The sequence below is a fragment of the Candidatus Thiodiazotropha endolucinida genome (genome assembly GCF_001715975.1).
Classification (GTDB): domain Bacteria; phylum Pseudomonadota; class Gammaproteobacteria; order Chromatiales; family Chromatiaceae; genus Thiodiazotropha; species Thiodiazotropha endolucinida.
Genome location: NZ_MARB01000002.1, coordinates 36,725 through 55,172, shown reverse-complemented (window position 1 = coordinate 55,172; position 18,448 = coordinate 36,725). Strand labels below are relative to the sequence as shown.

Here is an 18,448-nt window from a genome sequence, read left to right as displayed (position 1 = left end):
CGAATAAGCAGTGAACGTGCAGCCACACCAATTTTCGCCCACCTCCCGTTTTCTGCTGTCCATGGCTGCATTCGTGGTGGTTGTGGCGGGTATGAAGGCGGCCGATACATTACTCATCCCTTTTCTGTTATCTCTTTTTATCGCCGTTATCTCTGCGCCACCGCTGTTTTTTCTGAAGGGGAAAGGCGTGCCCGGCGGTCTGGCGATGATACTGGTCGTCGGTATGATCATAGTGACAGGCGTGCTGATGGCCTGGCTGGTCGGCGGGTCGTTGGATGACTTCACCAACAATCTGCCCAAGTACCAGGAGAGTTTAAAGCTGCAAAGCACCAACTTTGTCACCTGGCTCTCCACCCTGGGTGTGGAACTCAATGTTCAGACCATCACGACCTATTTCAATCCGGCGAAGGCGATGGCGATGGCCGGCAAGTTGATGGGCGGCCTCGGCAATGTACTGACCCAGGCCTTCCTGATCCTGATTACCGTGATCTTTATGCTGCTGGAGGCGAATGCATTCCAGGCAAAATTGAAAAATCACGCGGAAAGTCCCGAGCGATCACTGGCCAGAGTGAAGGCAATCACATCCAGTATCAAGCAGTATATGGTGATCAAGACCTCGACCAGCATGTTGACCGGCATTTTGATCGGTGTCTGGTTGTGGATATTGGATATCGACTATCCGGTGCTCTGGGGAGTGCTGGCGTTTCTGTTCAACTATGTACCCAATATCGGCTCCATCATCGCCGCGGTACCGGCGGTACTGCTGGCACTGATTCAGTTCGGACCACAGGCGAGTCTATGGACGGCTGTGGGATACCTGGTGGTGAACAGCCTGGTGGGAAATGTCATTGAACCGCGCTTCATGGGAAAAGGCCTGGGGTTATCGCCGCTGATCGTCTTTATTTCCCTGGTCTTCTGGGGATGGATACTGGGGCCGGTGGGTATGTTTCTCTCGGTGCCTTTGACAATGACCATGAAGATCGTACTCGACAGCAATCACGACACTCGTGGATTGGCTGCCATGCTCGGATAAGATCTCAGGCCGTCAGCATCTGTTTGGCGCGGGCAATCTTTTCTTCCGCCTTGTCCAGGATCTTCAGACTGAGTTTTGGTGTCAACTCACCCAGATTGAGCCGTTTTACAGCAGGGACCTGATCAAGGGTCGGCAGATGCTTCATCTCATCACTGCCGATATAGGTATGCAGTTGGGAAACGATGACCAGGTCAGCATAATCCCCCTCCCCTCCATGCTCCCGTAACCAGTTTTCCGCCTCTTCCGTAACCAGTATCAGGTCGTCGATGAAGCCCCAGCTACGCAGTATCTCGCTACCGATGGGGCCACGTAGATCGTGCATTACCTGCGCCAGCTTTTCATTGTCATTGGCGACCTCGGTATAGTTTTCCGCGTAGCTGAGAATTGCCACGTTGCCGATATCGTGCAGTAGTCCGGCAAGCAGGGCATGCTCGGCATTGAAGCGACCGGAGATTTTGGCTAGGACATAAGAGATAGCGCTCACCTTGACGCTATGCTCCCATAACCGGCGCATCTGCTCTTTCAAGACACTCGAATGTGTATTGAACAACTCTCTCAATGCGAATGTCAGGACCAGCTTATGGGTCGTGTCGGCGCCCAGGCGGACGATCGCGGCGGCACAGGAGTCGACCGGCGTCACACCGGCATAGAGAGGACTGTTTGCGGCACGCACGAGCTTGGTTGTAATCGCCGGATCGGTCTGGACGATATTGGCCAGTTTTCTCGCATTGGTTGTTTCGTCCCGCATAGCCCGGCCAACACGTACGGCCACATCGGGTAGACTCGGCAATACCAGTCGGTTGGTATTGAGGTCATCGAGCAGGACCTGTGTCATCCTGCTTTCGGCAAGTATCGGATCTATGATTTGGCTATCGCTGCCTAACTCGGTCGCGGTAAACCCTTCATCGTCATTCAAAAGGCCCTCAAGCAGACTGTTTTCGATCACCAGGTAGTCCGTTGGGGACATGGCCTCTACGGTGTAGCGTCTGGGGATCAAATTGGCGATGGGGCTCTGTGCCTGAGGGGAGTCATCGAGGATCTCAGTGACCCGGCCGTCAGTGGAGAGAAGCCGTAACTTGCCTTTGATGAGGTAGAGGCTGAATGGCGTGATATCTCCCTGCTCCAGGATCTTAAGACCCCGCCCGGCTGAATGGATCTGTATGGAACGACCAAGCAGCTCAAGTTGAATGTCGTTGAGTTGATCCAGGGGATGAAACCGCTTCAGGATTTCAGGTGTGGGGTGTACGACAATCTCACTCATGCTTAAGACTATCCTTTTTCAGCAACCACATTTTGCGGTCGGTTGTTGGTTCAACTGCAGTGTCCCGACGAGCTGATCGACTGATTGCAGTTTGTGGCGCTCCATATAGCGCATAATCCCAGTATTGATAGTTTTACAAATTAACGGATCATAAAAAAGGGCTGTGCCCACACCGACAGCACTGGCGCCTGCGATCATGAACTCAAGGGCATCCTCTGCCGAAGCAATCCCCCCCTGGCCGATGATGGGGATATTGTGATCGCGGCAGACTTGATAGACCTGATGGACCTTCAACAGCGCCACCGGTTTTATCGCCGGCCCGGAAAGGCCGCCCTGGTTATTGCCTATCAGGGGGGTACGGCTATCGATATCGATCGCCATGCCCATCAGGGTGTTGATGACGGCGAAAGCGTCACTCCCCGCCTCAATACACCCTTTTGCATTGGCAGCTATATCTGTCTGATTGGGCGAGAGTTTTGTGATCAGTGGCTTGCGTGTCGCCTTTCTGCACGCCTCCACCACGCGTGCCGACATCGCCGGATCGTTACCGAAAGCGACACCGCCCTGCTTGACGTTGGGACATGAGATATTGATCTCTATGGCATCGATGGGTGAGTCGTCGAAACGCCGGGTGACTTCAAAATACTCTTCCACCGTGGAGCCGGAGACGTTGGCGATGAAACGGGTCTCGGTGAAGTCGAGGGAGGGAAGAATCTCATTGATGACATGATCGACACCGGGATTCTGTAGTCCGATTGCATTCAACATACCATCCGGTGTTTCATAGACTCGATGGGGTTGATTGCCCAGGCGTGGCTCCAGGGTGGTCCCTTTGAGGCAGACGGCGCCGGCATCCCGATTGCTAAAACCGCTCACCCTTGTGTACTCTTCGCCGAAACCGACACATCCTGAGAGCAGTACAATGGGTGAATTGAATTTAAGTCCACAGAACGCTGTCTGCAGGGTTGAGGGGCCGCTATTGTTCATCAATCTATTCTTTTTCTCCAGCCGGGGGTGAGGAGTGTTTCATGTTGTACTCTACGAGCCGGAAATTCCACCGAATACCGGTAATATCATACGCCTCTGTGCCAATAGTGGCAGTAAATTACATCTGATTCACCCCCTGGGCTTCGATCTGGATGATAAAAGGCTGCGGCGGGCCGGGCTCGATTACCGGGAGTGGGCCGATGTCGGGGAGTTTGAGACCATCGAGGCGTTTATGGAGAGGATTGCGCCGAAAAATCTCTATGCCTGCACCACCAAGGCGCAGCGCTGCTATGCGGATGTGACATTTTTACCCGGTGATGCGCTGTTGTTCGGTCCGGAGAGTCGGGGCCTGCCGGCAAATCTGCTGGGCGGATTGGAAGCGACTCAACGTATCCGTATTCCCATGCTGCCGCACAGTCGTAGCCTGAATCTTTCCAACGCGGTCTCGTTGATTCTCTATGAGGCCTGGCGTCAAGCGGGCTTCGAGGGAGGAGTTTGATTGGATTTGGATTGAGGGGTTTCCGGCATTGAATTACAGACCTTCGGCCTTTTGCCGCCTCTCCAGCAGGTTGTGCACGGCCTCTTTAGGCGCCAATCCCTCATACAGCACCCGATAGACCTGCTCGGATATCGGCATCTCCACGCCATGCCTTTGCGACAGGGCGTAGACCTCCTGGGCCGCGTGTACCCCTTCCACTTCCTGCCCGATACTCAACCGGGCCTTTTCCATGGAGAGACCCTCGGCAAGGGCCAGGCCCATGCGGCGATTGCGGGATTGGTTGTCGGTGCAGGTCAATACCAGGTCGCCCAGTCCGGCAAGCCCCATGAAGGTCTCCTGCCTGCCGCCGAGTTTGAGGCCCAACCGCATGATCTCAGTCAGCCCGCGCGTGATCAATGCAGCTCGGGTGTTGGCGCCAAACCCGAGTCCGTCGGCGATACCGGCCGCAATGGCAAGGACGTTTTTGCTGGCGCCGCCTACCTGTACCCCGACCAGGTCATCGCTGGTATAGGCACGAAACCAGGGGGCGTGGAGGAGTTCGGCAATGCGTTCCGCGTGTTCTGTTGTAGTGGCTGCAACAGTGACAGCGGTGGGTAATCCCCTCGCCACCTCGCCGGCGAAGGTCGGTCCGGAGACGACAGCCAGCTCTCGACCGGGCAACCGTTCGGCGGCAACCTCGCTCAAAAGTTGCTGTGTTTCCGGCTCAAAACCCTTGGTTGCCCAGGTGATGCCGGGCTGGGCTTGCAGCAAGGGGGCTATGTTGGAGGCAACACTTTGAAAGGCGTGGCTGGGTACGGCGATAAGGATCTCTGAAGCGCCGTGTAAGGCCTTGTGCAATTCGATTTCAGGATGAAGCAACGGTGGAAATCCAACCCCCGGGAGGTATTGCTTGTTTTCCCGGTCCCGGATCAGCGCCTCGATCTCCTCTTGCAGATGACCCCATAGGCTGACCCTGTAGCCGTTGCCGCTGAGCAGTATCGCCAGGGCTGTTCCCCAGGATCCGGCCCCGAGTACCGCGATGGTACTGTTATTCGGCTCATCCATGGCGCTGAATTCGCTTCGAGTTCATAAGGGCCTGTTACCAAGTAACCATTCGGCTTAGTGCTGGGCTTCGCTCTCGGCCTGTGCCTTTTTCGCCAACTCCTGTTGATGCTGTGCATACAACATATCGAAATTGACCGGTTGCAGCACCAACTGCGGGAAACTTCCCTTCATGACAATGTCGGAGATGGCCTCGCGTACAAAGGGGAACAGCTGATTCGGGCAGTAGGCGCCAAGCAGCGGGCCCATCTCCTGATCGGGAAAGCCTGCGATGCTGAAGATCCCCGCCTGCTTGACTTCTACCAGGTAGGCCGTGTTGTCTCCCACCTTAGTGGTCACCGTGACAGAGAGCGTCACTTCATATGCGGTGTCAGAGAGTTTGTTTACCTCAGTGTTGAGGTTTACGCCGGTCTCCGGTTTCCACTCTTGCTGGAAAACCGCCGGCGTGTTTGGTGTTTCGAATGAGATATCCTTGGTATAGATTCGCTGCAGGGCGAATTCTCGATTCTGTTCGTCTTGTTTGGCATCTGTCATGACTGCTTCCTATGAGGTGGGGCTACTTGGATTTCCGGGTAATGGGAAGATTCGCACTTTGCCAGGCAAGTATACCCCCTTTCAGGTTGTAAACTTGTTCGAATCCGGCTTTTTTCAGTTGCGCAGTGGCTGCAGAGGACTGGGCACCGGAGCGACAGCTGATAATTATCGGTTTCTCCTTGTATTTATTGAGTACACCTATCTGATTGGCGAAACCGTTACTGGGTATGCTGATCGCATTGATGATGTGACCCTTGTTGAAGTCGGCTGCCGGTCTTACATCCACCACCACGGCATCCTGATGGTTGATCAGCTCAGTTGCGGCGACGGGATCGACGGCGTTTTTGTCACCGACAAGCAGGTTGAATATCAGGAATCCGGCCACTACGACAAACGTAAGGACGAGTATCCAGTGATTCATCGTGAATTCGATGAGCTGTTGCATTGGTGCCTCTTATGCAGATTAATCTATCAAGGGGGGGAGAGTTTATAACAGGAGGGCAATAGGGTTAAGGGCTGATTGCCGATAACCATGAGAAATGATTCGACATCACTAATCAGCGACAGCCCGCCTGAGGCGGGAACGGGCAGAATCAGCCTTCAGCTGTGTGTGCAGAAGACCTCGCGCATCATTCCGATCAGTTTAAGGGTTCGAAAATCGCTGACCCGGTAATAGACGCGATTGGCGTCTTTTCGGGATGCGAGGATGCCCTTATCCCGTAGTATGGCAAGATGCTGAGAGATATTGCTCTGTGAAGTGCCTACCTGCTCCACAATATCCTGTACACTCACCTCCTGGCCGCCCAGAGTACAAAGTATTTTCAGGCGCAACGGATGGGACATGGCCTTGAGTGAGCGCGAAGCACGGTCGACGTCTTCATCGGTGGCAAATAGATTTTCCATCCCCTCTGTCTCCTGGAGATTGAGGGGTTGGGTGCTTTTGTCGTATTTGTTTTCCATGAAACCAGCCTTTTTACCAGTAACTAGGGCCTGTTAACACTAATCCAGTCGGCCCTCCCGGGACGATCGTCAATCCGGCAAGGCGCGACAGAGCCCATCGGATTAATGTTAACAGGCCCTAATACAATAATACGCTGTTTTTCCACCGAATGAGAACCCCTTTATATTATCCGGTTAATCAGTGCGCGATTCTGGCATGCTAATCCCGACTTCCCGTGGATTCTGGCTTGCTTCGGGGATTGGTGATTTAATGGGCGATTGGCCTAATCATGAGTAGTAGATATTCAGAGAACAAATAATGACGGAGAGACCCAAACCGGTTGCCCTGATCATCCTTGATGGCTGGGGTTATAGCGAGGACACGGAAGCCAACGCCATTGACAATGCAGTTACGCCGGTTTGGGATCGCCTTTGGCGTGAGCAGCCTCACACCCTTATCAATACGTCCGGGGCCTCTGTCGGTCTCCCGGGAGGGCAGATGGGTAACTCCGAAGTGGGTCATCTCAACCTGGGGGCTGGACGGGTGGTCTACCAGGAGTTTACCCGGGTCAGCCGCTCGATCAGGACAGGCTCTTTTTTTACTAACAAGACCCTCACTGAAGCGGTTGACAAGGCAATCGCCAGGCAAAAGTCGATACATATCATGGGGCTCCTCTCTCCCGGTGGCGTCCATAGCCACGAGGAACATATTCATGCCATGATCAAGCTGGCCGTTGAGCGGGGGGCGGAACATGTCTATCTTCATGCCTTTCTGGATGGTAGGGATACCCCGCCGAAGAGTGCCGAGGCTTCGATCATTGCGGCGAACGCTGTTTTTGCCGAATTGGGCAGAGGACGGATCGCAACCCTTAGCGGTCGCTACTACGCTATGGATCGTGACAACCGCTGGGATCGAACCGAACAGGCCTACGATTTGCTTGTGGCGGGTAAGGCGAACTATCAGGTGGAAGATGCCCGACAAGGCCTGCTTGATGCCTATCTACGGGGAGAGAGTGATGAGTTTGTCAAGACTACGTCTATCGTGCCTGCCGGAGAGGAACCGGTAACCATAGGTGATGACGATGTAGTGTTTTTTCTCAACTACCGCGCAGACCGGGCCCGTCAGTTGACCAGCGCCTTCGTCGAAGAGGACTTTGCGGGTTTCGAACGCAAGCAAAGTCCCAGTCTAGGTGAGTTCGTCAGTCTCACCCGCTACCACAAACGCTTCGAGATACCGGTCGCATTCCCTCCGGAAAAGTTGCGTAATGTATTCGGTGAAACCATCTCCAAGCAGGGGTTGCGCCAATTGCGACTGGCCGAGACGGAGAAATATGCCCATGTCACCTTCTTCTTCAATGGCGGTCGTGAGCGGCCGTTTGAGGGGGAGGAGCGTATCCTGGTGCCGTCGCCCAAGGTGGCGACCTATGATCTGAAGCCTGAAATGAGCGCCGAGGAGGTCACCGATCATCTGGTGACGGCGATTGGGGATGGCAAACATGATGTCATCATCTGCAATTACGCCAATAGTGACATGGTGGGGCACACCGGGAAATATGAGGCGGCAAAAATCGCCATCGAGACCCTGGACCATTGTCTGGGCAGGGTTTTGAAGGCCATTCGTCTGGCAGGCGGTGAACTGCTGATCACTGCGGATCACGGTAATTCCGAACAGATGGAAGACCATGAGAATCATCAGCCGCACACGGCGCATACAACCAATCCGGTACCGTTGGTTTATGTTGGCCGGGGCAATGCGGAACTGCTGGAGGGCGGCGCCTTGTGCGATATATCGCCAACGCTGCTGAAAATCATGGGACTGGCTCAACCTGATGAGATGCAAGGTCATCCATTGATTAACTTTACGCGGGAGGTTTGATAGATGGGGCGGGCGAGCGGCCTGATGGTTCTCTCACTGGGATTGATGCTTAGCCTCTTATCCCACCCCATTATCGCAGAGGAGTCCGAACAAGAGGCCAGAGCCAAACTGGAGCAGGTAAAAGAACGCATCCAATCACTGCAGAAACAGTTACGCTCAACCCATGGCAAGTGGGAGCAACAAAGCCAGGCCCTGCAAAATACAGAGAAGCAGATTGGAGACTTTGCCCGCCGAATCCGGGTGACGGAACAGAGTTTGAACCGACAGAAGCGCCGTCTTGCCGGGCTTGAAAGTGAGCGTGCCGATGCACGCCTTCACCTGGATCAGCACCGTGCCTCGCTTGAGCGGCAGCTACGCGCGGGCTATGCCATGGGGCGGCAGGAAAAGTTGAAAATACTACTCAATCAGCAGGATCCCGCGGTAGTCAGTCGTATTATGGTGTACTACGATTATTTCAACTCGGCCCGTGTGCAGCAGATGAACACAATCAAAGAGAGTCTGCGGCATCTACGGAGCATCGAGCGGGAGATAGCTCAGGAAGAGCAGCGTTTGCAACAGCTGTTGTCAAAGAACCAAAACCAGAAACGACAGCTTGAATCGGCCAGGACCGGACGAAAGAAGATCATCGCGAGTCTCAACAAGCGCTTGAAGGACAAAGGGGCGGAGCTGGATGGTCTCAAGTCGGATGAGAAGCAACTTCGATCGCTGCTTGCACAGATCCAGCAGGCGCTCTCTGACATCCCCCTCGACTCCACCGCTCATGTTCCCTTCAACTCCCGTAAAGGCAAACTGCCCTGGCCCTCCCGCGGCAGGCTGGTGGCGCGCTTCGGGTCGGAGCGGGAAGTGGGTAAACTCAAGTGGGACGGGGTGCTCATCGCGGCTCCGGAAGGGCAGGAGGTTCACGCCATTCACCACGGCAGGGTCGCCTTCGCCGATTGGTTGCGGGGTTTCGGGTTGTTGCTGATCATCGATCACGGCGACGGTTACATGAGCCTTTATGGCCACAACCAGAGCCTCTTCAAAGAGACCGGCGAGTGGGTTGAGCCGGGAGAGGTGGTGGCCCAGGTGGGCAACAGTGGCGGCCGGACATCGTCCGGGGTCTATTTCGGCATCAGACACAATGGACAGCCGAAAAACCCGATCCAGTGGTGTCAGCGCATAAAAGGCAGAAAAATTGCCGATTGGGGACGTAAAATCAGACAAAAGGAACTATCTTTTTATGCAATCACTCACACTTTTCAAGGGTCAACGCCGGTGATGCCTTTGGCTATTGGACAAACTGCCGTACAACCATTGAGCTAGGGCCGATTGGATGAGTGTTAACAGGCCCTAGCTGTAAGTTAATAGGTAAAACAGATGATAAGAGTAGTAAGACAAGCTTCTCTGCGAGGTCTTGGTCTGATTATAGTTTGTGTCAGTCTCTCACTGACCGCATTTCAGACACTGGCGAAAGAGGAGCTGGAGAGCCTGCCCCTGCAACAGCTGCGTACATTTGCCGATATCTTCGGGCGCATCAAGGCCAACTATGTGGAGCCGGTTGAGGATGAGGTGCTTCTGGAGAACGCGATTCGCGGCATGGTTTCCGGTCTCGATCCTCATTCCAACTATCTGGATGCGGATGATTATAAAGAGCTGCAGGTGGGCACCAAGGGCGAATTCGGCGGCCTGGGTATCGAAGTGGGCATGGAAGACGGCTTCGTCAAAGTGATCTCCCCCATTGACGACACCCCCGCTCAGCGTGCGGGGGTCCGTAGCGGTGACCTGATTGTTCGCCTCGATGACACCCCGGTCAAAGGGCTCAGCTTGAACGAAGCGGTCGCCCTGATGCGCGGGAAACCCGGCACCTCGCTCGAATTGACCATCGTGCGGAAGGGGGAAGAGAAGCCGCTCAAGATTATCGTGGTGCGCGACATCATCCGGGTCGTCAGTATCAAGAGCCGTCTTCTGGATGAACGTTTTGCCTATCTGCGCATCTCCCAGTTCCAGACAAATACCACCAGTGACATGCTGAAATCCCTTGATAGACTGAAAGGCGAAGTGGAAGGGTCACTGCTGGGCATGGTGCTGGATTTGAGAAACAATCCTGGCGGGGTATTGAATGCCGCCGTTTCCGTCAGCGATGCCTTTTTGGAGTCCGGATTGATCGTCTACACGGAGGGGAGAGAGAACGATTCCCAGCTACGCTTCGAAGCGGCGCCGGATGATGTTCTCGATGGTGCACCGATTGTGGTTCTGGTGAATGAAGGCTCGGCGTCGGCCTCGGAGATCGTGGCGGGCGCACTGCAGGATCAGAATCGCGCCGTCATCATGGGTAGCCGCACCTTCGGCAAGGGTTCGGTGCAGACCATCATTCCCATTACCGACACTGCCGCGGTCAAGTTGACGACCGCAAGATACTTCACCCCTTCCGGGCGTTCGATCCAGGCGGAAGGGATCGAACCCGATATCGAACTGGAGGACCTGACCGTTTCGAAAGCGGAGGATACCCAGGTCAAGCCGATCAAGGAGTCGAATCTTTCCGGTCATCTTCTCAATGGAAACGGAAATGGGAAAGGGACGAAAAAGAGTGAAGAGAATAAAGAGAGTCAGGCCGATGAGAACCGGGATATGGTCAAGAAAGACTATCAGTTGGGTGAGGCACTGAATCTGCTCAAGGGTCTGGCCATTCTGCGTAGCAAGAAAACCACAAGTTGAGTGGAGAAAGGCCAGCGATGCATCGCCTTGGTTTACTGATCTGCTCGATATGCCTGTTTGCAACCACATCGGTCGGTATGGCGGATGAGGGCGATACCGCATCACCGAACCCGGTGAAGATAGCCCTGATCATCGACGACCTGGGAAACCAGAAGGATGCGGGGGAGCGCGCGCTGGCCCTGCCGGGGGCGGTGACCTACTCCTTTCTGCCGCAAACCCCTTTTGCCTGGCAGCTGGCGAGCAAGGCGCACGCCTCGAATAAAGAGGTCATGCTGCACCAGCCCATGGAATCGGACAACGGCAATCCCTTGGGCAATGGGGCACTGACCCTGGCTATGTCGAGGGAGCGATTCATCCATACCCTGCAACGCAATATTGCGTCCGTTCCCTATGTCGCAGGGGTCAACAACCATATGGGAAGCCTGTTGACCAGGGATCCCACGGCGATGCGCTGGCTGATGAGCGAGTTGCGCGCCAGCGGGCTCTATTTCATCGATAGTCGAACCACCGACGCCACAGTCGCTGAACGCGTTGCCGGTAAAAATCTGATTGCCGCTTCACGACGGCACGTGTTTCTCGACAATACACCGAAAGAGGCCGAAATCAGGCGTCAGTTGGAACAATTATTGTTCAAGGCGCGCTCTCAGGGTCATGCGATCGGTATTGCCCATCCCTACCCTCAAACCCTGAGCGTACTTCAAGAAGAGTTGCCTAAACTAAAACGACAGGGTGTTGAGCTGGTACCTGTCTCTGAACTGATCAATAGCGGGAGGCCACTATGGCACGCGTACTCGTCCCCCTTGCCGAAGGATGCGAAGAGCTCGAAGCAGTCACCATCACAGATCTACTGACACGGGCCGATATCGAGGTGGTTACCGCCGGCCTTAAAGACGGGCCGGTGAAGGCCTCGAGAGGCATCACCCTGGTGCCGGATACCACCCTCGATGCCGTCATGGATCAGGCGTTCGATATGATGGTGTTGCCCGGCGGCCTGCCTGGCGCCGACTACCTCGATGCGGATCCCCGCATCCATGAGATGCTGAAACGCCTCAATCAACAAGGCAAGTTCACCGCCGCAATCTGTGCCGCACCCAAGGTGCTGGCCGGCGCCGGCCTGTTGCAGGGACGGCGAGCGACCAGCTATCCGGGGGTGCTGGACAATATGGATCTGCCCCAGGTCGATGTACAGCTTGAACGGGTCATCAGCGACGACCGGGTGATCACTTCCCGGGGGCCGGGCACGGCAATGGATTTCGCCCTGGAGCTGATCGAGCAACTGAGCGGCCGGGAAACCAGAGACCAGGTAGAGCAAGGGCTGGTGCGCTGACTTTTACCGTTATCCACGCTTAGCTTCTGTCCAGACGTCGATAACCTATGGCCTCGCTGATATGCGGGGTCTCCACCTCCGGGCTCGCCTCCAGGTCGGCGATAGTGCGCGCCACCTTCAAGATACGGTGGTAGGCGCGCATCGACAGACCAAGTTTTTCGATGGCCCGGTGCAGTAGTGCGTTGCCCTGCTTGTCCGGCGTGAAAAACTTCACGATGTCCAATTCCAGCAGAAATTAAGAGTGGGGGTCCTATTTATGCAACTGCTTAGGCACAGATGTCGATAGCAAAGATCTCCGCCAACAATTTCATCCAATCGACGATCCACTGGCGCCGATGTTCATAGCTCTTGCCGGTATGTGAATCAACGCAGCAGTGAAAGGCGAGACGAACACAGTGGGAGACGCAGCGGTAATAAGGGGTGGTTTCCATTGATACCTGGACTTTCCTTGGCTTGGGCATGATATCGCTCCTTGATATCGAGGACTAACGAGAGATCGCCATATTGGTTTGTTTTTGGCAAATTTAGGGTGGATGTCCTATTTAACTGATGGTTATTGGCGTAGCCTGTATGACCTTCATACGAGTTTATACTTATGAAAAAATATTTTAAATGGTTACTACCGATATTAATTGTCTCAATAATTGGAATGGTGGCAACTATGCCGAATGTAGATAGTCATGGGTATTGGTTAGGAAAAAGCAAGAGCGATATAAGATATTTGAAGGATGCTGTCAATGAATATTGGCAAGACCATAAACAACTTCCAAGTGCGGAAGAGGGACTCATTAGTTTAGCTAACAATGCTAAGCAAAAGAATGATTCTAATCAGAAACGTTATCTAAACCGGCTGCCACGAGACTACTGGGGGAACAACTATGTCTATAATATTATTGAAGACGGGAAGAAATTCGAAATATATTCCGCCGGCCCAGATGCAGTAGATAATGAAGGTAAGGGAGATGACGTAGTGATAGAGGATAAGCAATATAGTTGTGAATTATACAATGACTGTTTGACATCAAGGGATTATGCTTATCGGGTCTTTATCGTAACTATGCTAATCACGATCACGATTATATTATTGGCGTTGATATTTTTAATTGGCGCCCACATCATGCTAAGGGTAAAGGATAAAAGTGCCAGTAGTTCTATTCGGTAATCATTTACGATTTATAGAAAAATATTTAATATAAATAATAGTAGTTGGGAAGACCCGATAAATCTTCTTTCGATAAAAAAATGGTCTGAAACAGAAGATGCGTTATGACAAATTCTCACAGTATTTGTGATCTAAACTTGCTACCTGAATTAGAACGGCAAACTGATAACGATGTGCGTTGGAGTGCTGCGGCGACACTTACAGACTATGCAATGTACCTCCCAGATCATGTGTGGCCTATTATATTGAAACACGGATCTAGCAGTGATGAGGACCTAAGGACTGCCGTGGCAACTTGCCTTTTAGAGCATCTTCTCGAGTATCACTTTGAAGCGTATTTTTCAAAACTCGAAAAAGTAATTTTAGATAGTAACAACAATTTGAAGGATACTTTAAGTTTGTGTTGGAAATTAGGTAAATCTGAATTACCAGAAAATTCTGCTAGATGGGAGCCTTTAATTCAATCCAATTAGCTTAAACACGAAGTGTTTTCAAGACAGTCTTTATAAAGCTACTGAGTTAGCTCCTGTCCAAACGCCGATATCCAATCGCCTCACTGATATGCGCTGTCTCCACCTTAGGGCTCGCCTCCAGGTCGGCGATGGTACGCGCCACCTTGAGGATGCGGTGGTAGGCCCGCATAGACAGCCCCAGCTTTTCGATGGCCCGGTGTAAAAGCTCGTTGCCCGCTTTATCCGGGGCGGCCACCTGTTCGATATGCACGCCTTGCAGGACCTGGTTGGTGCAGCCCTGCCGGTCGAGTTGTATTTCGCGGGCATCGATGACCCGGCGGCGAATGGTCTCGCTCGACTCCTCTTGTCTCTGCGGCGATTGACGGTTGATCTGCAGCGGCTGCCTGGGCACCTCCACATGCATGTCGATGCGATCCAGCAGGGGACCCGAGATGCGCATGCGGTAGCGAGTGATGCGGTCGAGAGTACAGTGACAGCGGTTGCTGCCGTCTCCCAGGTGGCCGCAAGGACAGGGGTTCATCGCCGCGATCAGCTGAAACCTTGACGGGTAGTCGACCTGGCGGTTGGCGCGGGAGATGGTGATGCGACCATTTTCCAGGGGTTCGCGCAATACCTCCAGGGTATGCCGATCGAATTCGGGGAGTTCGTCCAGGAACAGCACGCCGCGGTGCGCCAAGGAGATTTCGCCGGGTTTCGGATTGCTGCCGCCGCCGACCAGGGCCGCCGCCGAGGCCGTGTGATGGGGGGCGCGGAAGGGTCTTTGACGCCACTGGGCGGGTTGGAAAGCCCTGTTGTTGGCCACCGAGTGAATGGCTGCGGACTCCAGCGCCTCCTCCTCGCTCATAGGGGGCAGGATTCCCGGCAGGCGGGAGGCAAGCATCGACTTGCCAGTGCCGGGCGGACCGATATAGAGCAGTGAGTGGGCACCGGCGGCGCTGATCTCCAGGGCGCGCCGGGCATGACTCTGTCCGTAGACATCGGCCATATCGAGTCGGCTCTTTTCACTCGCCTCGATACCGTGCGTGCTTTTGTATTGTGCCAACGGGTTGACACTGTTGAGGTGTGAACAGACTTCGAGGAGGTGGCTGGCCGGATAGCACTGGAGTCCGTTGACCAGTCCCGCTTCACCGGCATTCTGTTGCGGCAGGATCAGGGAGCGCCCGGCGTCGCGCGCGGTGAGCGCTGCAGGCAGTATGCCGCTGATCGGGCGCAGTTCGCCGGACAGGGCAAGCTCGCCGCTGAACTCATAGTGGCTCAAGGGGTCCATCGTCAATTGATTCGAGGCGGCCAGGATGCCGAGGGCAATGGGCAGATCGAATCGCCCCCCCTCTTTCGGCAGATCGGCAGGCGCCAAATTGATGGTGATGCGCCGGGCGGGAAACTCAAACTGGCTGTTGATCAGTGCCCCTCTGACCCGGTCTTTACTCTCACGCACCGCCATTTCGGGCAAACCGACGATGGAGAGGCCCGGAAGGCCGTTGGAGAGATGGACTTCCACGGTGACCAGGGGTGCTTGTACGCCCTCTTGAGCGCGGGAATAGAGAATGGCGAGTGACATAGATTCCTTCCTTGGAATAGCGTTCGATCCGATGCTGATGAAGCGCTAGCCGGTTTTATCTTCCAGTTCCTTGATCTGTATCTCCAGCCGCTCAAGCTTCTCACGTGTACGTGCCAGAACCGCCTGCTGAACCTCAAACTCCTCGCGGGTCACCAGGTCGAGCTTGGCAAGTCCGGACTCCAGGGTGGCGCGTATGTTTTTTGCCACATCGGCCTGTAATGCCTGGATACCGCTGGGCATTGTCGCCGAAAGCCGGGTCGTCAGTTCATCGATAAGTTTCGGATCAATCATGCGGCAGACAATAGCCAGTGACGACCCCTTTGTCCAGCGAAAGAGGACGCGGTTCCGGATAATCTTTGTGGCGAAATTCCCCTTGCAGGATTGATAGATGGAACAGCGCTGGTTCATCGATCCACCCGCAGATATATCGATCCGGCCATTTCGCACCAAGCCGGTGCACAGGTCTGGTGCAAGGGGATCGGTTGTGATCACAAACCATGCACGGCCATGTGAACCGGTCAGCATCATGCCTACCAATTATTGGGTATTTCCTGCAATTTCAACAGGTTGGAAAAGTTGGCACGAAGTCTGAAAAGACAGCAGTAGTTTCGCCTCGTCAAGCTATGAGTCGAGTTAACTGATTAACCCATGTTTCTAATTGATTAAGAGGAAGTATAACGATGAAGATGAACCGTCTTGCCCAAGCCTGTGGCGTTGCGATGTTAGGGCTATCGTCCATCGCTGCGGCGGAAGTCAGCACCAATATCGGTGTTACCAGTAACTACATCTGGCGCGGGTTGACCCAGACCGACAACACCACCGCATTGTCCGGTGGCTTCGATTGGTCTGGCGAGTCGGGTCTCTATGCGGGTACCTGGCTGTCTGAGGCCTGGGACGATTATGAGCTCGACCTGTATGGCGGTTACGCCGGCGAGGTGGGCGACTTCGGCTATGATGTCGGCCTGATCCATTACGCCTATTCAAGCGACGCAGAATCTGATTTCACCGAGCTTGCCGTGAGTGGCAGCTGGCAGTTTCTCACCGCCGGTCTCAACTATGTCTTCTCTGCGGAGGATGCGGTCGAGGTTATCGAAGAGGATCTCTACTACTATCTGGGCGCCAGCTTTGACCTGCCGCAGGACTTCTCCATCGGCCTGACGGTCGGTTTCGTCGAACCGGATGGCGATGGCGATGATGATTTAGAGGACTACACCCACTATCAGGTCGACCTGACCAAGGCCACCGGTGATTTCGGCGACGTTACCCTGAGCGTCTCTGACACCGATCTCGATGACACGGACGCTGCCGGTGAAGACTCCGATATGCGTTTCTTCATCTCTTGGAGCAAAGGCTTCTGAGACAAATCGGCTTGAGTTAACTATTTGATGTACAGCCCGTTCAGTGACGGGCTGAACGAGGAGCAATCAGATGAAAATGGTTTCAGCAATCATTAAGCCGTTCAAGCTTGATGATGTCCGCGAAGCTTTGTCCGAAGTGGGCGTGGCGGGTATCACGGTCACCGAGGTCAAGGGTTTTGGGCGTCAGAAGGGACACACCGAACTCTACCGCGGTGCAGAGTACGTGGTCGATTTTCTACCCAAGATCAAGGTCGAAATCGCCGTCGATAACGACATTGTCGATCAGGTGGTGGAAGCGATTTCCAATGCCGCCAAGACCGGCAAGATCGGTGACGGCAAGATCTTCGTCACTGACGTGGAACAGGTCGTTCGTGTGCGTACCGGTGAAACCGGTCCCGAAGCGCTGTAACTCACTAGCAACATTTATTTGGAGAGTATCGTGGAAGCGATTACACAACTCAGTTACGCACTGGATACCTTCTACTTTCTGGTATCCGGCGCGCTTGTCATGTGGATGGCGGCTGGTTTCGCCATGCTCGAGGCCGGTCTGGTGCGAGCCAAGAATACCGCTGAAATCCTGACCAAGAACGTCGCCCTGTTCGCCATCGCCTGCATTATGTATATGTTGATGGGCTACAACATCATGTACCCGGGGGACGGCAACGGCTATTTTCCGGCGCTCGACCTGGGCTTTATGTTCGGTGGCGACAACAGTGTCGAAGATGTGCTGGCCAGCAATGGCGAGACCTACTATTCCGGTATGTCAGACTTCTTTTTCCAGGTGGTCTTCGTCGCCACCGCCATGTCCATCGTTTCCGGCGCCGTGGCCGAGCGGATGAAGCTCTGGGCCTTCCTGCTGTTTGCCGTGGTAATGACCGGTGTCATCTATCCGCTGCAGGGTTACTGGAAATGGGGCGGCGGTTTTCTGGATGCTGCCGGTTTCAGCGATTTTGCCGGTTCTGGCGTGGTACACCTCTGTGGCGCAGCAGCAGCCCTGGCGGGCGTCATTCTGCTGGGAGCCCGTAAAGGCAAGTACACTGCCGATGGTCGAGTCAATGCCATACCCGGTGCCAACCTGCCATTGGCCACGTTGGGTACATTCATCCTGTGGCTGGGTTGGTTTGGCTTCAATGGTGGATCCGAGCTGAAGATCTCAGATATCGGCGAAGCCAATGCTGTCGCCGCAGTTTTCGTCAACACCAATGCAGCCGCAGCCGGCGGCGTAGTGGCGGCGCTGCTTACCGCACGTGCGCTGTTTGGTAAAGCGGATCTGACCATGGCGCTCAACGGTGCGTTGGCAGGTCTGGTGGCAATCACGGCCGAGCCGTTGACACCGGTTCCTTTGGAAGCAACCCTGATCGGCGCTGTTGGCGGCCTGCTTGTGGTCTTCTCCATCATCACAATGGACAAGATCAAGATCGACGACCCGGTGGGTGCTATTTCGGTGCATGGCGTGGTCGGCATGTGGGGCTTGATTGCGGTTCCTCTGACCAATAGCGATGCCTCAATCGGACCGCAGTTACTCGGTTTGGGAGTAATCTTTGCCTGGACGTTCGTCGCCAGCCTCGTGGTATGGCTGATCCTTAAAATTGTGATGGGTATCAGGGTCAGCGAAGAGGAAGAGTACGAAGGTGTCGATCTCGGCGAGTGTGGACTGGAGGCCTATCCTGAGTTCACCGGAAACCGGGGTTCAGGTCTGTAATACA

22 protein-coding genes are annotated in these 18,448 nt (G+C 54.4%); 12 read left to right on the top strand and 10 right to left on the bottom strand.

Annotated features, from left to right (window positions below; genetic code table 11):
• Nucleotides 1–16 precede the first annotated feature (16 nt).
• Complete coding sequence (locus CODIS_RS01595) at nucleotides 17–1,033, top strand: AI-2E family transporter (protein ID WP_235615104.1); 1,017 nt, start codon at nucleotides 17–19, stop codon at nucleotides 1,031–1,033.
• Nucleotides 1,034–1,037: 4 nt separating this feature from the next.
• On the opposite strand, the gene CODIS_RS01590 is transcribed toward CODIS_RS01595, so the two are convergent.
• Both CODIS_RS01590 and CODIS_RS01585 read right to left on the bottom strand, forming a co-directional pair.
• Nucleotides 1,038–2,294, bottom strand: coding sequence for an HDOD domain-containing protein (locus CODIS_RS01590; protein ID WP_069120983.1), 1,257 nt, complete (start codon nucleotides 2,292–2,294; stop codon nucleotides 1,038–1,040).
• Nucleotides 2,295–2,312: 18 nt separating this feature from the next.
• A complete protein-coding gene (locus CODIS_RS01585) occupies nucleotides 2,313–3,281 on the bottom strand; it encodes a dihydroorotate dehydrogenase (RefSeq protein ID WP_069120982.1) in 969 nt (322 codons plus the stop codon).
• Between the two features lie 34 nt (nucleotides 3,282–3,315).
• On the opposite strand from CODIS_RS01585, the gene CODIS_RS01580 reads away from it, so the two are divergent.
• Complete coding sequence (locus tag CODIS_RS01580) at nucleotides 3,316–3,780, top strand: tRNA (cytidine(34)-2'-O)-methyltransferase (protein WP_069120981.1); 465 nt, start codon at nucleotides 3,316–3,318, stop codon at nucleotides 3,778–3,780.
• Between the two features lie 33 nt (nucleotides 3,781–3,813).
• Here the strand turns inward: CODIS_RS01580 and CODIS_RS01575 are convergent, their stop codons facing one another.
• The 4 genes from CODIS_RS01575 to CODIS_RS01560 form a co-directional block, all read right to left on the bottom strand.
• Nucleotides 3,814–4,824: an NAD(P)H-dependent glycerol-3-phosphate dehydrogenase gene (locus CODIS_RS01575; RefSeq protein ID WP_069120980.1), complete on the bottom strand. Its 1,011-nt coding sequence runs from the start codon at nucleotides 4,822–4,824 to the stop codon at nucleotides 3,814–3,816.
• 54 nt (nucleotides 4,825–4,878) lie between these two features.
• Nucleotides 4,879–5,355: a protein-export chaperone SecB gene (secB, locus tag CODIS_RS01570; RefSeq protein WP_069120979.1), complete on the bottom strand. Its 477-nt coding sequence runs from the start codon at nucleotides 5,353–5,355 to the stop codon at nucleotides 4,879–4,881.
• A gap of 22 nt (nucleotides 5,356–5,377) precedes the next feature.
• The gene (locus CODIS_RS01565; protein WP_069120978.1) at nucleotides 5,378–5,800 is read right to left on the bottom strand and encodes a rhodanese-like domain-containing protein; all 423 of its coding nucleotides are present in this window, start codon (nucleotides 5,798–5,800) and stop codon (nucleotides 5,378–5,380) included.
• A gap of 155 nt (nucleotides 5,801–5,955) precedes the next feature.
• Nucleotides 5,956–6,258: an ArsR/SmtB family transcription factor gene (locus tag CODIS_RS01560; RefSeq protein ID WP_108275606.1), complete on the bottom strand. Its 303-nt coding sequence runs from the start codon at nucleotides 6,256–6,258 to the stop codon at nucleotides 5,956–5,958.
• Between the two features lie 355 nt (nucleotides 6,259–6,613).
• Here CODIS_RS01560 and gpmI point away from each other — a divergent pair, with 355 nt between their 5' ends.
• Genes gpmI through CODIS_RS01535 form a run of 5 tightly spaced genes read left to right on the top strand, consistent with a single transcriptional unit; the run spans nucleotide 6,614 to nucleotide 12,191 of the window.
• Complete coding sequence (gene gpmI, locus CODIS_RS01555) at nucleotides 6,614–8,170, top strand: 2,3-bisphosphoglycerate-independent phosphoglycerate mutase (protein ID WP_069120976.1); 1,557 nt, start codon at nucleotides 6,614–6,616, stop codon at nucleotides 8,168–8,170.
• Between the two features lie 3 nt (nucleotides 8,171–8,173).
• On the top strand, nucleotides 8,174–9,472 hold the full coding sequence (locus tag CODIS_RS01550) for a murein hydrolase activator EnvC family protein (protein WP_069120975.1): 1,299 nt from the start codon (nucleotides 8,174–8,176) through the stop codon (nucleotides 9,470–9,472).
• Nucleotides 9,473–9,526: 54 nt separating this feature from the next.
• On the top strand, nucleotides 9,527–10,864 hold the full coding sequence (locus CODIS_RS01545; RefSeq protein ID WP_069120974.1) for a S41 family peptidase: 1,338 nt from the start codon (nucleotides 9,527–9,529) through the stop codon (nucleotides 10,862–10,864).
• Nucleotides 10,865–10,881: 17 nt separating this feature from the next.
• Complete coding sequence (locus CODIS_RS01540) at nucleotides 10,882–11,715, top strand: divergent polysaccharide deacetylase family protein (protein WP_069120973.1); 834 nt, start codon at nucleotides 10,882–10,884, stop codon at nucleotides 11,713–11,715.
• Nucleotides 11,643–12,191, top strand: coding sequence for a DJ-1 family glyoxalase III (locus tag CODIS_RS01535; protein WP_069120972.1), 549 nt, complete (start codon nucleotides 11,643–11,645; stop codon nucleotides 12,189–12,191). The genes CODIS_RS01540 and CODIS_RS01535 overlap by 73 nt, the downstream gene beginning before the upstream one ends.
• A 19-nt stretch (nucleotides 12,192–12,210) precedes the next feature.
• On the opposite strand, the gene CODIS_RS01530 is transcribed toward CODIS_RS01535, so the two are convergent.
• Together CODIS_RS01530 and CODIS_RS20780 are read right to left on the bottom strand one after the other, a co-directional pair.
• Entirely contained in the window at nucleotides 12,211–12,423 is a 213-nt protein-coding gene (locus CODIS_RS01530) for a magnesium chelatase subunit ChlI family protein (protein WP_083220493.1), read from the bottom strand.
• Between the two features lie 34 nt (nucleotides 12,424–12,457).
• Nucleotides 12,458–12,652: a hypothetical protein gene (locus CODIS_RS20780; RefSeq protein ID WP_154722970.1), complete on the bottom strand. Its 195-nt coding sequence runs from the start codon at nucleotides 12,650–12,652 to the stop codon at nucleotides 12,458–12,460.
• 134 nt (nucleotides 12,653–12,786) lie between these two features.
• On the opposite strand from CODIS_RS20780, the gene CODIS_RS01525 reads away from it, so the two are divergent.
• Complete coding sequence (locus CODIS_RS01525) at nucleotides 12,787–13,353, top strand: type II secretion system protein GspG (protein WP_069120970.1); 567 nt, start codon at nucleotides 12,787–12,789, stop codon at nucleotides 13,351–13,353.
• 104 nt (nucleotides 13,354–13,457) lie between these two features.
• On the top strand, nucleotides 13,458–13,826 hold the full coding sequence (locus CODIS_RS20775; protein ID WP_154722969.1) for a hypothetical protein: 369 nt from the start codon (nucleotides 13,458–13,460) through the stop codon (nucleotides 13,824–13,826).
• Between the two features lie 46 nt (nucleotides 13,827–13,872).
• On the opposite strand, the gene CODIS_RS01520 is transcribed toward CODIS_RS20775, so the two are convergent.
• Entirely contained in the window at nucleotides 13,873–15,384 is a 1,512-nt protein-coding gene (locus tag CODIS_RS01520; RefSeq protein ID WP_069120969.1) for a YifB family Mg chelatase-like AAA ATPase, read from the bottom strand.
• 45 nt (nucleotides 15,385–15,429) lie between these two features.
• On the bottom strand, nucleotides 15,430–15,675 hold the full coding sequence (gene ubiK, locus CODIS_RS01515; RefSeq protein ID WP_069121161.1) for a ubiquinone biosynthesis accessory factor UbiK: 246 nt from the start codon (nucleotides 15,673–15,675) through the stop codon (nucleotides 15,430–15,432).
• 389 nt (nucleotides 15,676–16,064) lie between these two features.
• Here ubiK and CODIS_RS01510 point away from each other — a divergent pair, with 389 nt between their 5' ends.
• The 3 genes from CODIS_RS01510 (at nucleotide 16,065) to CODIS_RS01500 (ending at nucleotide 18,444) form a co-directional block, all read left to right on the top strand.
• The gene (locus CODIS_RS01510) at nucleotides 16,065–16,742 is read left to right on the top strand and encodes a TorF family putative porin (protein WP_069120968.1); all 678 of its coding nucleotides are present in this window, start codon (nucleotides 16,065–16,067) and stop codon (nucleotides 16,740–16,742) included.
• Nucleotides 16,743–16,812: 70 nt separating this feature from the next.
• Nucleotides 16,813–17,151, top strand: a complete 339-nt coding sequence (locus tag CODIS_RS01505) for a P-II family nitrogen regulator (RefSeq protein ID WP_069120967.1) — start codon at nucleotides 16,813–16,815, stop codon at nucleotides 17,149–17,151.
• Between the two features lie 30 nt (nucleotides 17,152–17,181).
• Entirely contained in the window at nucleotides 17,182–18,444 is a 1,263-nt protein-coding gene (locus CODIS_RS01500; RefSeq protein WP_069120966.1) for an ammonium transporter, read from the top strand.
• The last annotated feature ends 4 nt before the right edge of the window (nucleotides 18,445–18,448 follow it).

What these genes read in the sequence shown, in the direction of transcription:
- secB (WP_069120979.1), bottom strand. Translation starts at nt 5,355, where the DNA reads ATGACAGATGCCAAACAAGACGAACAGAATCGAGAATTCGCCCTGCAG.
- CODIS_RS01505 (WP_069120967.1), top strand. Translation starts at nt 16,813, where the DNA reads ATGAAAATGGTTTCAGCAATCATTAAGCCGTTCAAGCTTGATGATGTC.
- CODIS_RS01535 (WP_069120972.1), top strand. Translation starts at nt 11,643, where the DNA reads ATGGCACGCGTACTCGTCCCCCTTGCCGAAGGATGCGAAGAGCTCGAA.
- CODIS_RS01545 (WP_069120974.1), top strand. Translation starts at nt 9,527, where the DNA reads ATGATAAGAGTAGTAAGACAAGCTTCTCTGCGAGGTCTTGGTCTGATT.
- CODIS_RS01550 (WP_069120975.1), top strand. Translation starts at nt 8,174, where the DNA reads ATGGGGCGGGCGAGCGGCCTGATGGTTCTCTCACTGGGATTGATGCTT.
- CODIS_RS01585 (WP_069120982.1), bottom strand. Translation starts at nt 3,281, where the DNA reads ATGAACAATAGCGGCCCCTCAACCCTGCAGACAGCGTTCTGTGGACTT.
- CODIS_RS01560 (WP_108275606.1), bottom strand. Translation starts at nt 6,258, where the DNA reads ATGGAAAATCTATTTGCCACCGATGAAGACGTCGACCGTGCTTCGCGC.
- CODIS_RS20780 (WP_154722970.1), bottom strand. Translation starts at nt 12,652, where the DNA reads ATGCCCAAGCCAAGGAAAGTCCAGGTATCAATGGAAACCACCCCTTAT.
- ubiK (WP_069121161.1), bottom strand. Translation starts at nt 15,675, where the DNA reads ATGATTGATCCGAAACTTATCGATGAACTGACGACCCGGCTTTCGGCG.
- CODIS_RS01575 (WP_069120980.1), bottom strand. Translation starts at nt 4,824, where the DNA reads ATGGATGAGCCGAATAACAGTACCATCGCGGTACTCGGGGCCGGATCC.
- CODIS_RS01525 (WP_069120970.1), top strand. Translation starts at nt 12,787, where the DNA reads ATGAAAAAATATTTTAAATGGTTACTACCGATATTAATTGTCTCAATA.
- CODIS_RS01590 (WP_069120983.1), bottom strand. Translation starts at nt 2,294, where the DNA reads ATGAGTGAGATTGTCGTACACCCCACACCTGAAATCCTGAAGCGGTTT.
- CODIS_RS01520 (WP_069120969.1), bottom strand. Translation starts at nt 15,384, where the DNA reads ATGTCACTCGCCATTCTCTATTCCCGCGCTCAAGAGGGCGTACAAGCA.
- CODIS_RS01540 (WP_069120973.1), top strand. Translation starts at nt 10,882, where the DNA reads ATGCATCGCCTTGGTTTACTGATCTGCTCGATATGCCTGTTTGCAACC.
- CODIS_RS01510 (WP_069120968.1), top strand. Translation starts at nt 16,065, where the DNA reads ATGAAGATGAACCGTCTTGCCCAAGCCTGTGGCGTTGCGATGTTAGGG.
- gpmI (WP_069120976.1), top strand. Translation starts at nt 6,614, where the DNA reads ATGACGGAGAGACCCAAACCGGTTGCCCTGATCATCCTTGATGGCTGG.
- CODIS_RS20775 (WP_154722969.1), top strand. Translation starts at nt 13,458, where the DNA reads ATGACAAATTCTCACAGTATTTGTGATCTAAACTTGCTACCTGAATTA.
- CODIS_RS01565 (WP_069120978.1), bottom strand. Translation starts at nt 5,800, where the DNA reads ATGCAACAGCTCATCGAATTCACGATGAATCACTGGATACTCGTCCTT.